We start from the raw sequence: 14,173 nt of genomic DNA, 5'->3' as shown, positions 1-14,173 counted from the left end.
TTTCGGCGATTCTCAGCGCGTCGCCACGTTGCGATGCCGCGTACTCACGCGCCGCCAGTACAGAAAGAGGCCGATGCCCGCCACGCCGAGACTCACCGTATTGGCTATCCAGAAGCCGCGCGCGCCTTGCAGCCACTCGGGCACCATGCCGCCGACATCGAAGCCGAGCAGATAGCCGCCGCCGAGGCCGATACCCCACAGCGCGATTGCGTAGATGACGGTCGGCACGAGCGTGACCTTGTACGCCCGCAGGATGAACGCCGTGGTGATCTGCAGCGCGTCGCAGAGGTGATAGAAGAAGATGATGAAGACGAGCGGCATCGCGGCGGCGATCACGTGGGCGTCAGGCGTGTAGGCGGCGATGATCTGCGGCCGCGCGGCAAGCAGGATCACGCCGTACACCAGCGCCAGCACGCACGCCATGCCGATGCCGTGCCGCGAGATCGAGGCCGCGTCGTCCAGACGCTTTGCGCCGAGCGCCTGCGACACCAGCGTCGACGACGCGATCCCGATGGCAAGCGGCGTCATGTAGAGCACCGCGCCGAGGTTGCCCGCGATCTGATGTCCCGCGAGCGTGGTCGTGCCGAAGCGCGAGATGAAGAGCGCCATGAACGTGTACGACGTCACTTCGATGAGATACGAAAGCCCCATCGGAATGCCGAGACGCAGCAGCGCCATCTGCCGCTTCCACACGGGCCAGCAAAAGCGCGCGAAGATGCCGAACGGCCGGAAGAATTCCACGCGCAGCAGCACCGTGATTCCGACGATGGCGAGCGCCCAGTTGATGAGCGTGCTCGCAAGCGCGCAGCCGGGACCGCCGAGCGCGGGCACGCCGAAACCGCCGAAGATGAACCATGTATTGAGCGGAAACTTGAGCACGAGCCCGCCGACTTGCAGAAACATCACGAGCCGCGGTTTGCCGACCGCGTTCGCCAGCGAGCTATACACGCGAAACACGAGACTCGCGGGCAGCCCGAACGAGAGAATGCGCAAGTAGTCCACCGTGCGGTCATGTAGCGCGGGCGGCGCTTTCGCGAGACTCAGCAGCGGTTCGGGAAAGTAGAGCAGCACGAAGCCGATCACCATGAGTACCGAAGCGAGCCACAGCGCCTGCCGCGTTTCCTCGCCGATTTCCGCCTCGCGGCCCGCGCCGAAGAGTTGTCCGGCAATCGGCTGGAGCGCGACGAGAATGCCCGTCAAGCCGATATACACCGAGATATAGACGGACGAACCGAGCCCGAGCGCCGCGAGATCGGTGGCGGAGAAGCGGCCGACCATCGCGGTATCGATCACGCCGAACGCGATCACCGCAAGCTGGCCGATCAGCACGGGCCAGGCAAGCGCGCCGATCTTGCGGACATCGCTCAGCATGCCCGTGGCGGCTTTGGAAGACACGGCGGCGCCCATGCGTTATTGCACCCGGCGCAGGCTTTTCGGACGCAGCGGCTTCTTGACCGGCGGCGTGGGGCGCGCAATGCGCACGTAGAGGCGGAAGCGCTCGTCGCGGTCGGCCACGCGCCGGCCTTCCCAGACGAGCTTCCATTCGAACGCCGAGATGGACGGCGGATCGCCGTAATCCGCGCGATCCTGACGCAGCACCACGTCGCAATCTTCGTCGAACGCGAAGTGCATGCCGCCGAAGTACGCGAAGGTGGCGATCTGCGCGTCGCCGAGACGTGCGGGCGAGATGCAGTTGTAGTCGGGCGGAAGATGATCGGCGATCTGCTCCGCGACATCGCGATACGTCCGGCTGTAGTTGACGACCGGCAGCCATAAAGTCATGAGCAAGACCCACATCAGCGTGGTGCCCGCGCTCGATAGCACGACGCTGCGCCACAGCACCTTCGGATGGCGTGCAAGCCGCCAGCGCGCGAGCAGGAACCAGCACGCCGTCACCGCGACCGCGCAGATGAACGAAATGAGTTTGAATTCGGGATGAAAACCGGGCGCGAGGCGTGCGAGATTGCGGGCCATGGGCGCGGGAAAGCCGAACATGCCGGCCGTCCACACGAGCCAGACGAGCGTGCCGATGATCGTGAAACTGAGCATGGCGAACCAGTCGATCGCGTTGATCGCGCCGCGTTTCAAGGTCGGCAGCGCGAAAGTCGCGAGCACGGACAGCGGCGGCAGCAGCAGCAAGAAGAGGCGATTGGTTTCGCGCGCCTGCAGCACGACGAGCACGAGCAGCGGTCCGATCACGGACAAGGGCACGGCGACGTGCGGCGAGCGGCGCATGCCGCCCCAGCTCACGAAGGCCCAGATTGCAAGCGGCCAGGCGGGCCAGGTGAAGAGCGGCAGGTTCTTCATCGCGTAGCCGAACACGAGCGATGGCGGCCCGGAGAAAGTATCGAAGCTGTTGCGCCACCATTGACGCAGCCACCATTCGCCGTCGTCGGGGAAGAAATGCAGCGTCGGCAGCACCCACACGGCGATCAGCACGACGGCGACGGGCAGGCCGTAGATCAGCAGCGGCGCGGCGCGCACCTGACGCACGATGATGGTCATTGCAAGCGTGCATAGCAAAAGCGCGAACACCAGCACGGGCGAGCTCGACAAGCCGACCACGCCGATTGCCGCGCCCCACACGAGCGCACCGTGAATCGGCTTGTCGATGCTGCGAACGAGGCCGTAGATGAGCATCGCGGTGCCGGCAAACTGCGCGAGCTGCGGCGTGGTTTCGTGACCGCGCTCGGCGAGCCCGAAGCAGGCGAGGAGAATCAGCAGGGCGCCGTCGGCGAGCGTGCGGCCGTAGTCGCGCGGCTCGGGTTCGCCGCCGAACGCGTATTTGAATGGCTGGGCTTCGTCGCGCCGGCCAAGCAGATAGGCCGTGTACCAGACGAACGCGCACGCGATGGTGAAGAGCAGGCCCGTGACCACGCGCGAGGCGTTGCTGGCATCGACCCACGGACTCAGGATCCGGATCGACGATGCCCCGAGCCAGTACATCAGCGGGCCGTCGCCCGTGAGCGCCTTGCCGACGAGATTGGGCAGCAGCCAGTCGCGCGCGTCGCCGTTGGCCATCGTCCACATCACGCCGAAGCCCGCCGCGTCCTCGTTCTTCCACGGGTCGCGGCCGAACAGCCCGAACGACGCGTAGACGATACAGATGGCGAGCAGCAGCCAGCGCGGCAGGGCGCTGGTGGCGGAGGCGGTCAGACGAACGACAGATCGCATGCGTGAGGGCTTATCGAGAGAAACGGGCAGTGCGCCGTGCGTTGGTGCGTGCGGGTAGGTTGCCAGGTGCGTGCAAGCGCGGCGGGGGCCAGAGCATCCGGCATTGTAGACGCGCGCCTCGGAGTGCGTCAGTGTCGACGGGCTCGCGGTAACGCCGTGCAACAACCCTTACCGTTTTGCCGTGCAGCATCATGGAAACGGCAGAGACAAAAAAGGGCAGCCAGAGCTGCCCTTTTTGCTGAAGCGGTGGTCCGTCTTACTTCTTGGTGGAGAAGCGAGCGAACTTGTTGTTGAACTTCTCGACGCGGCCTGCCGTGTCCATGATCTTTTGCTGACCGGTGTAAAACGGATGCGATTCCGACGACACTTCGATCTTCGCGAGCGGGTACGACTTGCCGTTGAATTCGGCGGTTTCGCGCGTCTGGATGGTCGAGCGGGTCACGAAACGGAAGTCGTTCGACATGTCGACGAACAGAACTTCGCGATAATTCGGGTGAATGCCTTCTTTCATGGTATTTCCTGGTATCTGGCGGTAGCCAACCCGTTGCGTCTTGAGTTCAAGGCGCTTGTGCGAGTCACTTGCCTAGGGTCGAAAAACGGCGATTATGCCAGAAAATCAGACCCTTGACATCTTTTTGGGAAGCTTTAGAAGAGGGCGCCGACGCCCGCCGGGTCCTGCCGGTAATAGCGCGCAAGCAGGCGATACAACTCGGGATACTCCGCTTCGAAGGGTTTCGGCGTAACGAACAACGCCTCGCTGCAGACCGCGAAAAACTCGGACGGATGATCCGTCGCGTAGGGATCGATCAGCGATTCGCGCTCGAAGCGGCCGAAACGGCGCTGCGGCACCGCGTCGACGCGGGCGCAGAATTGGTCATAGGCGTTATCGAAGACATCGGCCCACGCGGTCGAGTCGAGCGGCGCGTGCCAGCGTCGATAGAGCGGCGGATGACCATCGGCCTCGCCGTTCACCATGTCGATCTTGTGGGCGAATTCGTGGATCACCACGTTGTAGGCGTCGGCGCCATCGGCCATCTGGGCATCTTCCCACGAGAGCACGACCGGGCCGCCTTCCCATGCTTCGCCGCTGGCATCGTGTTCCACTTCGTGCACGACGCCGTCCTGATCTTCCACCGTCTTTTTGATGACGAACTCGCCCGGATAGACAATCACGCCGACCCAGCCGCGATAAAGGTCGAGACTGAGGTTGAGGACGGGCAGACAGGCTTGCGCGGCGATGGAGACGATCATGGCGTCGGTCAGTTCGAGATCGTGCGCGGTCGAGAATTCTTTTTGCGCGATGAAGAGACTCGCGGTCTCGCGCAGACGTTCGAGGTCGGCCGGATTCAGGTGGCCGAAGCACGGATAGGCATCGAGGGTGCGCCGCCACAGGCTTTCGTCGATCGCGTATTTGCGCAGCGTGCGCTCGCGGCGTTGCGCGCCGAACCAGCGGGTGAAGGGATTGGTCATCGATCGAGGCGGTGGAAGCGCGATAGACCGGATTGTACGGATGGGGGAGGATCGTGGGCAGAATGCGCTGCTTGCGGGATCGGCTGGAGCTGTCGCACGCGGATAGAGTGGCCGGCAAACGCGAATCGACATCAGCCGACAGTACGACATAAAAAAACCGCCTGACCAAAGGCAGGCGGTTTTTTTTTCGACGCATAAGCGAATGGCAAATCAGCTGCCACCACGCCGCATCAAGTCGAAGAACTCGGAATTGCTCTTCGTCTGACGGATCTTGTCGAGCAGGAATTCCATGGCTTCGACTTCGTCCATGTCGTGAATGAACTTGCGCAGCACCCAAACCTTTTGCAGCAGGTCCGGCTTGATCAGCAGTTCCTCGCGGCGCGTGCCCGACTTGTTCAGATTGATCGACGGATACACGCGCTTTTCCGCGAGACGCCGTTCCAGGTGCACTTCCATGTTGCCGGTGCCCTTGAACTCTTCGTAGATCACGTCGTCCATGCGGCTGCCGGTTTCGATCAGCGCGGTGCCGATGATCGTGAGCGACCCGCCTTCCTCGATATTGCGCGCGGCGCCGAAGAAGCGCTTCGGACGCTGCAGCGCGTTGGCGTCGACACCGCCCGTCAGCACCTTGCCAGAGGCCGGCACGACCGTGTTGTAGGCGCGCGCGAGACGCGTGATGGAGTCGAGCAGAATCACGACATCGTGCTTCATTTCGACCAGGCGCTTGGCCTTTTCGATCACCATTTCCGCGACTTGGACGTGGCGCGCGGCAGGTTCGTCGAAGGTGGAAGCGATTACTTCGCCCTTGACCGAACGCTGCATTTCCGTGACTTCTTCCGGACGCTCGTCGATGAGCAGCACGAACAGCACGATATCCGGGTGGTTCGACTTGATGGCATGCGCGATGTGCTGAAGCATCACCGTCTTGCCCGACTTCGGCGACGCCACGAGCAGACCGCGCTGGCCCTTGCCGATAGGCGAGATCATGTCGATGATCCGGCCGGTGACGTTTTCCTCGCCGCGCATTTCGCGCTCGAGCGGCAACGGCTTATTCGGATGCAGCGGCGTGAGGTTCTCGAACATGATCTTATGTTTCGAGGCCTCGGGCGGCTGCCCGTTGACTTTGTCGACCTTCACCAGCGCGAAATAGCGCTCGCCGTCTTTCGGCGTGCGCACTTCGCCTTCGATGGTGTCGCCGGTGTGCAGATTGAAGCGGCGAATCTGCGACGGGCTGATATAGATGTCGTCCGTACTCGCGAGATACGAAGTCTCGGGTGAACGCAAGAAGCCGAAGCCGTCGGGCAACACTTCGAGCGTGCCGTCGCCGAAAATCGTGTCGCCACCCTTGGCGCGCTTTTTAAGTATGGCGAACATGAGTTCCTGCTTGCGCAGGCGGTTCGCATTTTCGATCTCGAGGCCATTGGCCATCTCGATCAGTGCAGACACGTGCTGAGACTTGAGCTCGGATAAATGCATACGGATTTCCCGCCAGGGAGAAGAGGTACGACAGAAAGATTTGGGAGAAGAGGTGAGCGGAACCGCTCTAGGACTTAGTACTTCTTGAACTCTTGTAATTCTAGCATAGCACACGCGACGCGAGCCTTAGGTTGGCCGGGGGCGGGGCTTTGGCGCCGATGTTGTCGGTGGACAACATCGGCGCTGTGGTTCAAGCGCGGTTCAAAGGCCGACGATGCTGGCTCCGAACCGGTCGAGCTATTACAGGTTGCTGTCCAGGAACGCGGTCAACTGCGACTTCGACAGCGCGCCGACCTTCTGCGCGGCCACTGCGCCGTTCTTGAACAGGATCAGCGTGGGGATACCGCGCACGCCGAACTTCACCGGCGTCGATTGATGCTCGTCGACGTTGATCTTCGCGATTTGCAGGCGATCGCCGTAATCCTTTGCGACTTCATCGAGGATCGGGGCAATCATCTTGCACGGACCGCACCACTCGGCCCAGAAATCGAGCAGAACAGGTTTGTCCGACTTGACGACGTCTTGTTCGAAAGATGCGTCGCTGATGTGCTTGATTGATTCGCTCATTGTCTGAATACCTCTATTGATTCGAGGCCCGCGTTTGAATGCTCGCCACGATACACCAAAACAGTAAAAGATTTTCGTCGCCGCTTGGGCGAGACGAAGCCGGCTTACCACGTCTGACGAGCCTTGCGGACTAGCCGCATGGACGATGAAGCATGCGCCGCACGTGATTCAACGCTCATCTTAGCTTAATTTGCTATCTGTCGCCGATGCCGATAGGCGCCGTCGCGCAGCCCTTCATTGCTCAGCTGGAGGCGCATTCGGGCAATGCAAGAGCGGAGCTGCATGGCGTCGGCGGCGTGCTCGCGAGGTCTATCGGGCGCGGCTATCGGCGTGATATGATTCGACGTGACGGGCCTCCTCGCATGGTGGCGCGGTCAACCTGGTCAGGTCGGGAACGAAGCAGCCACAGCCGCTTTCCACCAGTGCCGAGGGTCGGGCTCGTCACCTTCCGCTTTATTTGCGTTTTTCCGGCTTCAATCTCCGCGGTTTCCTGCTTCACTCTCCTCTAGTTTTTAGTCGATTCGCTCGCATCTACGCGACTTGAATCCGCTTCTTCACGCGTGCTCCGGATGCGCCGGACAGCCGCTTTCGGCGGCGTTTGCCGCTAGTCGTTGCTGATACAATTTCGCGCATGACCTATCAAGTTCTCGCACGCAAATGGCGGCCGAAATCGTTCGAGTCGCTCGTCGGCCAGGAGCACGTCGTTCGTGCGCTCACGCACGCGCTCGACGGTGGACGCCTGCATCACGCGTATCTTTTCACCGGTACGCGCGGCGTCGGCAAGACCACGCTTTCGCGCATCTTTGCAAAAGCGCTCAACTGTGAAACCGGCGTGACCTCGAAGCCGTGCGGCGTGTGCCGCGCTTGCCGGGAAATCGACGAAGGCCGTTTCGTCGATTACGTCGAAATGGATGCGGCGAGCAATCGCGGTGTCGACGAAATGGCGGCGCTGCTCGAGCGCGCGGTTTATGCACCGGTCGACGCGCGCTTCAAGGTCTACATGATCGACGAAGTGCACATGCTCACGAACCACGCGTTCAACGCCATGTTGAAGACGTTGGAAGAGCCGCCTCCCCATGTGAAGTTCATTCTCGCCACGACCGATCCGCAGAAGATTCCGGTCACCGTGCTGTCGCGCTGCCTCCAGTTCAATCTGAAGCAGATGCCTGCGGGGCATATCGTGTCGCATCTGGAGAACATCCTCCAGCAAGAGAGCATTGCTTTCGAAGTGCAGGCGCTGCGGTTGTTGTCGCGCGCGGCGGACGGCAGCATGCGCGACGCGCTTTCGCTGACCGATCAGGCTATCGCCTATTCGGCCAATCAGGTGACCGAGGAAGCCGTGCGCGGCATGCTCGGCGCGCTGGATCAAAGCTATCTGATCCGTCTGCTCGATGCCCTCGCCGCAAGCGATGGCGCGGGCGTGCTCGCCATCGCCGATGAAATGGCTTTGCGCAGTCTCTCGTTCTCGACCGCGTTGCAGGATCTGGCGAGCTTGCTGCATCGGATTGCGTGGGCGCAGTTCGCGCCGGCATCGGTGCTGGACGAGTGGCCGGAGGCGGGAGATATTCGTCGATTCGCCGAGGGCTTGTCGGCCGAACAGGTTCAGTTGTTCTATCAGATCGCGACCGTCGGACGCAGCGAACTGGGCCTCGCGCCAGATGAATACGCGGGCTTCACCATGACGCTTCTGCGCATGCTCGCGTTCGAACCCGCTGGCGGGCCGGGCGGAGGTGGCGGTGGCGGGCTCGTGGTGAGCGCGCCGCAAAGCGTGAAGGGCGCGCGCAATGCGGCGCTCGCGGGAGCTATGGCGGAGCGGGCCGTGGCGCCGGCACCGGTGGCTCGCGATGGAGTTTTGGCGGATCGAGCGGGCGCGCGGCACCAGATTAGCGACCGTTCTTTTGAGAAGTTGGCTGAGTCAGGTGAAGCGGCTGCTTCCGATTTGGACATGCATGGCGCACGGTCTGCGACCTCGGCGAAAGTCGGGCCACGTGACGCATCCGACGAGCTTGCGGGCGCTGAAGCGAAGCGCAGTGTCGAATCGGCTGAATCAGTCGCGAAGCCAGTCGGCGCGTCCGATGCACGAGAATCGGCGATGGCGGATGCGGCATCGCGTGCGGCTTACGCCGGTTCCGCGGACTTGCGGGACGCCGGAGGAAGTGCCGCTCCTTCGGGCGCGAAGAACGCGACCTCTGGCGATTCGACTGCGCTTGCAAACACGGCTGGCTTGTCAAGCGCATCGAGAGCGGACGTCGGTCATTCAGCTTTGGTGTCGGACAGCGCCGCATCTTCAGGCGCGCAGACGGCCACTGCTAATCCCGCTCCTGTTGCAGATAGCGCCACGCCTCCAGGCGCACGGGATATTGCCGCGGCCGCTGCCGATTCGGCCGCGCCTCTGAACACCATCGCATCTTCAAGCGATGCACCAGTGGCGCGGAAAGACTTCGATTCGGCCACGCCGAGCGCCGCATCTTCAGATGTGCGGAAGGCCGACTCTGCCGAGTCGCCTTCTGTAGCCGAGGCCGCCGAATCGCCGCTCGCGCAAGGCACAGGAGAGATCGTTCAGGCCAATACGCCGTCTGCTGTCGGGAATGCACGAGACGTTGTGTCCGACGAAGTGCCAGTCGCATCGGCGCCGCTTTCTGCCGCGGCTCGGCAAGCTGTAGACGAGGCTTCTAATAACGGCGCGTCCGAAACCGCGTCGCCGTCTGCCGGATCAGTCGCGCCGCGCAGCGCCGCAGGTGGCGCGAGGGACGCGCTCGAAGTATTGCGTAGTGCGGGCATGCGACTTTCATCGGATCGCGGTGGAAGAGGCGCGGCGGCCGCGCCAGCGGGCGCTCCTGCTGCAACGAAATTTGCCGTGCCGAAGCCCTCGGTTCCCGTGCCGACGCCGCGCCGCGTCGCGCCGCGCGCCAGCGCGGGCTCTGACGTACAGGCGACGCCCGCGGCAGACAACGCGGGTGCTGATGCCATTGGCGGGAGCAACGTCGGCCTCGACAATGGCGTTCGCGGGCGCAGCGCCGGCGTGGGCGGCAACGTTCGCGTCGACAGCAAGGGCAACGGTAGCGCCAACACCAACACCAACACGAACGCTAGCGTCGACAATGCCGCTCGCGCCGGCAATGACGCCAACGCGAAAGCAAGCCCCAAGGTCATCCCTCCTTGGGAAGACATGCCGCCCGACGACTACCCGCCGCCCGGATCGGAGGATGAATACTTCTCCGCCGCTCCCGACGACGGCTACATGCCCGCGTTCGATAGCGCACCGGACGACATGCGCTTCGGCAACGAACCCGCGCCCGCAGCGAAGCCCGCGCCGAAGATCGACGCCACGCCGCTGCCGCCCGCCGTGCCGCTCGACCCTATCGGCATCGCGGGAGAATGGGCGACGCTCGCGGTCGATCTGCCGCTCAAGGGCATCGCATACCAGCTCGCGTTCAACAGCGAACTGACCGCCTGCGACGCCAGTTCGCTCACGCTCGTCGTTCCCGTGCCGCAATACGCGGACGCCGCGCAAGTCGCCAAGCTCAAGACCGCTCTCACGGAGAAACTCGGCCGCGCGCTCGAGGTCAATGTGTCGGTTGCGCCCGCACGCCGCACCGCCGCCGCGCTCGACGCCGCCGAACGCGCGAAACGCCAGCAGCAAGCCGAGCAGGAAATCAGGCAAGACCCGTTCGTGCAATCGCTCATTCGCGATTTCGGCGCGAGCATCGTGCAGGGATCGATCAAGCCGGTTGCCGCAACGGGCGCGAATCCTTCGGGCGCGTCTTCTGTAAGATAAGCCATCCCGCGAGGCGCGCCGTCAGAAGCCGCGCCGCGAACGAATCAACCGGGCGCACGGGCATTTTCGCCTGAGCGTCTGCCCGTCATACGCACTATCCGTTTCAAGGAGCCGAATCATGATGAAGAACCAACTCGCCGGGCTGATGAAGCAAGCTCAGCAAATGCAGGAAAACATGAAGAAGATGCAGGATCAGCTCGCGCTGATCGAGGTCGAAGGCCAGTCCGGCGCCGGTCTCGTCAAGGTGACGATGACCTGCAAGAACGACGTGCGCCGCGTGCAGATCGACCCGAGCCTGCTCGCCGACGACAAGGACATGCTCGAAGACCTGGTTGCCGCCGCGTTCAACGACGCCGTGCGCAAGGCCGAAGCCACCACGCAGGAAAAGATGGGCGGCATGACGGCCGGCATGCCCATGCCGCCCGGCTTCAAGCTGCCGTTTTAAGCGCGTGGCCGAAGGCGCACGCGGCGTTTGCCGCGCTTTCGGCCCGCCCATGAGGACACATGAAACAACCATCCGCCTTGTCGGCGCTCGTCGAAGCGCTGCGTGCGCTGCCCGGCGTCGGCCCGAAGTCGGCGCAGCGCATGGCGTATCACCTGATGCAGCACGACCGCGCGGGCGCCGACAAACTCGGCAACGCGCTGTTGTTCGCGACCGGGCATCTGAAGCACTGCGAGAAGTGCAATACCTTCACCGAAGCCGACATCTGCGAAGTATGCAGCGACGAAGAACGCGATTCCGCGCTCCTATGCGTCGTCGAGACGCCGGCCGATCAGATCATGCTGGAGCAGACGCTCACGTATCGCGGGCTCTACTTCGTGTTGATGGGCCGGCTGAGTCCGCTCGACGGCATCGGGCCGAAAGAAATTCACTTCGAGCGGCTCATCAACCGCGCGCTCGACGGCACCGTGAATGAAGTGGTGCTTGCCACCAACTTCACGAATGAAGGCGAGGCGACCGCGCACTATCTGGCACAGACGCTCAAGTCGAAAGGGCTGAAGGTCACGCGGCTCGCGCGCGGCGTACCGGTGGGCGGCGAACTCGAATACGTCGATGCCGGCACCATCGCCCGCGCGATGCTCGACCGCCGCTCGGTGTGAGAAAAGATCAAGGACTGCATCGATGACAGAAACCGAAGCACTCGCGCTCGCGACGCATCGACATTACAAGGGCGGGCTGTATCGCGTGATCGGCGTCGCGCGGCACTCGGAAACCGAGGAAGCCATGATCGTCTACGAGCATCTCTGGCCGCATGATCGCGGTTTATGGGTCCGGCCCGCCGCGATGTTCAACGAGACGCTCGCCGACGGCGCGCCGCGCTTCAAGCCACTCGACATCCCACTTTAAAAATTGGCGGAGACGAACGACATGACCGCATCGACGGGCCCGCTTGCCGGCGTCAAGGTGCTGGAACTCGGCACGCTCATCGCGGGACCGTTCGCGGCGCGCTTCATGGGCGAATTCGGCGCGGATGTCATCAAGATCGAAGATCCGAAGGGCGGCGATCCGCTGCGCAAGTGGCGCAAGCTTTACCCTGAAGTGGGCGGAACGTCCCTCTGGTGGGCGGTACAGGCGCGCAACAAGAAGTCCGTGACGATCAATCTGAAGGCCGAAGAGGGCAAGGAGATCGTGCGGCGGCTGGCGAAAGAAGCGGATATCGTCGTCGAAAATTTTCGGCCGGGCTTGCTCGAAAAACTTGGGCTCGGCTATGAGGTGCTTTCTGCCGAAAACCCCGGTCTCGTGATGGTGCGGCTCTCGGGATACGGCCAGACCGGGCCGTATCGCGACAGACCGGGCTTTGGCGCGATCGCCGAATCGATGGGCGGCTTGCGTCATATCACGGGCTATCCCGAGTTACCGCCGCCGCGCATCGGCATTTCCATTGGCGACTCCATTGCCGCGCTGCACGGCGTGATCGGCGCGTTGATGGCGCTGCATCATCGGCAGGTGAATGGCGGCAAAGGGCAGGTGGTCGATGTCGCGCTCTACGAAGCCGTCTTCAACATGATGGAAAGCGTGGTGCCCGAGTACGGCGTCTATGGCATGGTGCGCGAGCGCACCGGCGCGTCGCTGCCGGGCATCGTGCCGTCGAATACCTATCCGTGCCGCGACGGCAGCATTGTCATTGGCGGCAATAGCGATCCCATTTTCAAGCGGTTGATGACGGCAATCGACCGCGCCGATCTCGCCGACGATCCCGCGCTCGCTTCGAACGATGGCCGCGTGCCACGCACGCAGGAAATCGACGATGCCATCGCCGCGTGGCTGTCGACGCGCAGTATCGACGAGGCGCTCGCCGTGCTCAACGCCGCCGATGTACCCGCTGGCCGTATCTACAGCGTAGCCGACATGTTCACCGATCCGCAGTACATCGCGCGTCAAATGCTGCAGCGTTTTCCGTGGCAGGACGGCCGTGAGATCACGCTGCCGAACGTGACGCCGAAGCTGTCCGAGACGCCTGGCGAGACGCGCTGGCTCGGGCCGCAACTCGGCGAACATACGGATGAAGTGCTTCGGTCGCTTGGGTATGCCGAGGACGACATCGCGCGGTTGCGTGCGGCGAACGTGATCTGAAGAAGTCGTTACGCGTAAAAAAGCGCGAACTCTCGCGGCGGCCCGCAGATGGCCGCGACACCGGCGCCGGCTTGCGCATGGGGCAGGGCGTCGCGCATGCACTGTAGCCCACGACCAACCTTCGAACCGCCTCAAGGCTCGATCACGATCTTCCCCGTCACGCGCCGGTTCATCATGTCATCGAGGGCTTGCGCGGTTGCATCGAGCGGATAGCGTTTGGTCACCACCGGCAGCAACTTGCCGGCCTTGATCCAGTCGACCATGGTGGCAAATTCGGTATCGGCGATCGCGTGTTCGCGGCGCATGTGATCGCCCCAGAACACGCCGACGATGCTCGCGCCCTTCAACAACGCGAGGTTGAGCGGCAGCTTCGGGATCTCGCCGTTGGCGAAGCCGACCACGAGATAACGCCCGCGCCAGCCGATGCTGCGAAACGCCGGTTCGGCATAGGCGCCGCCCACCGGATCGAATATGACATCGGGACCTTGGCCATGGGTGAGCGCCTTGACGCGCTCGCGCAAGTCTTCGTTTCGATAGTCGATGATTTCATCCGCGCCTTGCTCGCGACAGAACGCGAGCTTTTCCGCGCTCGATGCCGCCGCGATCACGCGCGCGCCGAGAATCTTGCCGATCTGAATGGCCGCGACGCCGACGCCGCCCGCCGCGCCGAGCACGAGGAGCGTCTCGCCCGACTTGAGCGCGCCGCGATCCACGAGCGCGTGATAGGACGTGCCGTAGGCAAGCGTGAAGGCCGCGGCGAGCGCGAGGTCGACGTCGTCGGGCAGCACGACGCAATCCGTTTCCCGAGCACGCGCCTGTTGCGCGAATGCCCCTTGCGCGGTGTAAGCCGCGACGCGCATGCCAGGTTTCACGCGCGTGACGCCCGCACCCACCTCACGCACGATTCCCGCGAGTTCCGCACCCGGCGTAAATGGCAGCGGCGGTTTGAACTGGTACTTGTTCTGGATGATCAGTACATCGGGAAAATTCACGCTCGCGGCCTTCACATCGATGACGATTTCCCCGGCTTCGGGGTGCAAATCCGGCAGCGTTTCGACGGTGAGCGTATCGGGTAATCCGTGTTGGTTGCATCGAACGGCGCGCATGTGTCCTCCTTGATGGGCTGGCGCCAA

Annotated in this window: 12 protein-coding genes and 1 other RNA gene; 6 read left to right on the top strand and 7 right to left on the bottom strand. The window is 63.2% G+C overall.

What is annotated here, in order from left to right:
• Positions 1-12: 12 nt before the first annotated feature.
• The 6 genes from NCR98_RS07850 to trxA form a co-directional block, all read right to left on the bottom strand.
• Positions 13-1,371, bottom strand: a complete 1,359-nt coding sequence (locus NCR98_RS07850; protein ID WP_250525937.1) for an MATE family efflux transporter — start codon at positions 1,369-1,371, stop codon at positions 13-15.
• Between the two features lie 39 nt (positions 1,372-1,410).
• On the bottom strand, positions 1,411-3,174 hold the full coding sequence (locus NCR98_RS07845) for an ArnT family glycosyltransferase (protein ID WP_250525907.1): 1,764 nt from the start codon (positions 3,172-3,174) through the stop codon (positions 1,411-1,413).
• 256 nt (positions 3,175-3,430) lie between these two features.
• On the bottom strand, positions 3,431-3,685 hold the full coding sequence (locus tag NCR98_RS07840; RefSeq protein WP_016345518.1) for a type B 50S ribosomal protein L31: 255 nt from the start codon (positions 3,683-3,685) through the stop codon (positions 3,431-3,433).
• A gap of 134 nt (positions 3,686-3,819) precedes the next feature.
• Positions 3,820-4,644 carry a M90 family metallopeptidase gene (locus NCR98_RS07835; protein WP_250464981.1) on the bottom strand — a complete coding sequence of 275 codons (825 nt, stop codon included), beginning with the start codon at positions 4,642-4,644 and terminating at the stop codon, positions 3,820-3,822.
• A gap of 210 nt (positions 4,645-4,854) precedes the next feature.
• Positions 4,855-6,120, bottom strand: a complete 1,266-nt coding sequence (gene rho, locus NCR98_RS07830) for a transcription termination factor Rho (RefSeq protein WP_244825353.1) — start codon at positions 6,118-6,120, stop codon at positions 4,855-4,857.
• Positions 6,121-6,360: 240 nt separating this feature from the next.
• On the bottom strand, positions 6,361-6,687 hold the full coding sequence (gene trxA / locus NCR98_RS07825) for a thioredoxin TrxA (RefSeq protein ID WP_008349330.1): 327 nt from the start codon (positions 6,685-6,687) through the stop codon (positions 6,361-6,363).
• A 347-nt stretch (positions 6,688-7,034) separates the two neighbouring features.
• Here trxA and ffs point away from each other — a divergent pair.
• From ffs to NCR98_RS07795, 6 genes are all read left to right on the top strand, one after another.
• Positions 7,035-7,133, top strand: an RNA gene (gene ffs / locus NCR98_RS07820) — signal recognition particle sRNA small type.
• Positions 7,134-7,318: 185 nt separating this feature from the next.
• Complete coding sequence (gene dnaX / locus NCR98_RS07815) at positions 7,319-10,465, top strand: DNA polymerase III subunit gamma/tau (RefSeq protein WP_250525906.1); 3,147 nt, start codon at positions 7,319-7,321, stop codon at positions 10,463-10,465.
• Positions 10,466-10,583: 118 nt separating this feature from the next.
• Complete coding sequence (locus NCR98_RS07810; protein WP_244825351.1) at positions 10,584-10,910, top strand: YbaB/EbfC family nucleoid-associated protein; 327 nt, start codon at positions 10,584-10,586, stop codon at positions 10,908-10,910.
• A 59-nt stretch (positions 10,911-10,969) separates the two neighbouring features.
• On the top strand, positions 10,970-11,566 hold the full coding sequence (gene recR, locus NCR98_RS07805; protein ID WP_244825350.1) for a recombination mediator RecR: 597 nt from the start codon (positions 10,970-10,972) through the stop codon (positions 11,564-11,566).
• A gap of 22 nt (positions 11,567-11,588) precedes the next feature.
• Positions 11,589-11,813, top strand: a complete 225-nt coding sequence (locus NCR98_RS07800) for a DUF1653 domain-containing protein (RefSeq protein WP_014191626.1) — start codon at positions 11,589-11,591, stop codon at positions 11,811-11,813.
• A gap of 21 nt (positions 11,814-11,834) precedes the next feature.
• Positions 11,835-13,040, top strand: coding sequence for a CaiB/BaiF CoA transferase family protein (locus NCR98_RS07795; RefSeq protein ID WP_244825349.1), 1,206 nt, complete (start codon positions 11,835-11,837; stop codon positions 13,038-13,040).
• A gap of 131 nt (positions 13,041-13,171) precedes the next feature.
• Here the strand turns inward: NCR98_RS07795 and NCR98_RS07790 are convergent, their stop codons facing one another.
• Complete coding sequence (locus NCR98_RS07790; RefSeq protein WP_244825348.1) at positions 13,172-14,146, bottom strand: NADPH:quinone oxidoreductase family protein; 975 nt, start codon at positions 14,144-14,146, stop codon at positions 13,172-13,174.
• Between the last annotated feature and the right edge of the window lie 27 nt (positions 14,147-14,173).

Source organism: Caballeronia sp. GAWG2-1 (genome assembly GCF_023631405.1).
Classification (GTDB): Bacteria; Pseudomonadota; Gammaproteobacteria; order Burkholderiales; family Burkholderiaceae; genus Caballeronia.
The sequence above is the reverse complement of the archived record's forward strand: the minus strand, read 5'-3'. Positions and strand labels throughout refer to the sequence as shown.

Excerpts from the sequence above, each read along its gene's own strand:
- rho (WP_244825353.1), bottom strand. The coding sequence starts at position 6,120 with ATGCATTTATCCGAGCTCAAGTCTCAGCACGTGTCTGCACTGATCGAG.
- dnaX (WP_250525906.1), top strand. The coding sequence starts at position 7,319 with ATGACCTATCAAGTTCTCGCACGCAAATGGCGGCCGAAATCGTTCGAG.
- NCR98_RS07790 (WP_244825348.1), bottom strand. The coding sequence starts at position 14,146 with ATGCGCGCCGTTCGATGCAACCAACACGGATTACCCGATACGCTCACC.
- NCR98_RS07850 (WP_250525937.1), bottom strand. The coding sequence starts at position 1,371 with ATGCTGAGCGATGTCCGCAAGATCGGCGCGCTTGCCTGGCCCGTGCTG.
- NCR98_RS07845 (WP_250525907.1), bottom strand. The coding sequence starts at position 3,174 with ATGCGATCTGTCGTTCGTCTGACCGCCTCCGCCACCAGCGCCCTGCCG.
- trxA (WP_008349330.1), bottom strand. The coding sequence starts at position 6,687 with ATGAGCGAATCAATCAAGCACATCAGCGACGCATCTTTCGAACAAGAC.
- NCR98_RS07835 (WP_250464981.1), bottom strand. The coding sequence starts at position 4,644 with ATGACCAATCCCTTCACCCGCTGGTTCGGCGCGCAACGCCGCGAGCGC.
- NCR98_RS07840 (WP_016345518.1), bottom strand. The coding sequence starts at position 3,685 with ATGAAAGAAGGCATTCACCCGAATTATCGCGAAGTTCTGTTCGTCGAC.
- recR (WP_244825350.1), top strand. The coding sequence starts at position 10,970 with ATGAAACAACCATCCGCCTTGTCGGCGCTCGTCGAAGCGCTGCGTGCG.
- NCR98_RS07800 (WP_014191626.1), top strand. The coding sequence starts at position 11,589 with ATGACAGAAACCGAAGCACTCGCGCTCGCGACGCATCGACATTACAAG.
- NCR98_RS07795 (WP_244825349.1), top strand. The coding sequence starts at position 11,835 with ATGACCGCATCGACGGGCCCGCTTGCCGGCGTCAAGGTGCTGGAACTC.
- NCR98_RS07810 (WP_244825351.1), top strand. The coding sequence starts at position 10,584 with ATGATGAAGAACCAACTCGCCGGGCTGATGAAGCAAGCTCAGCAAATG.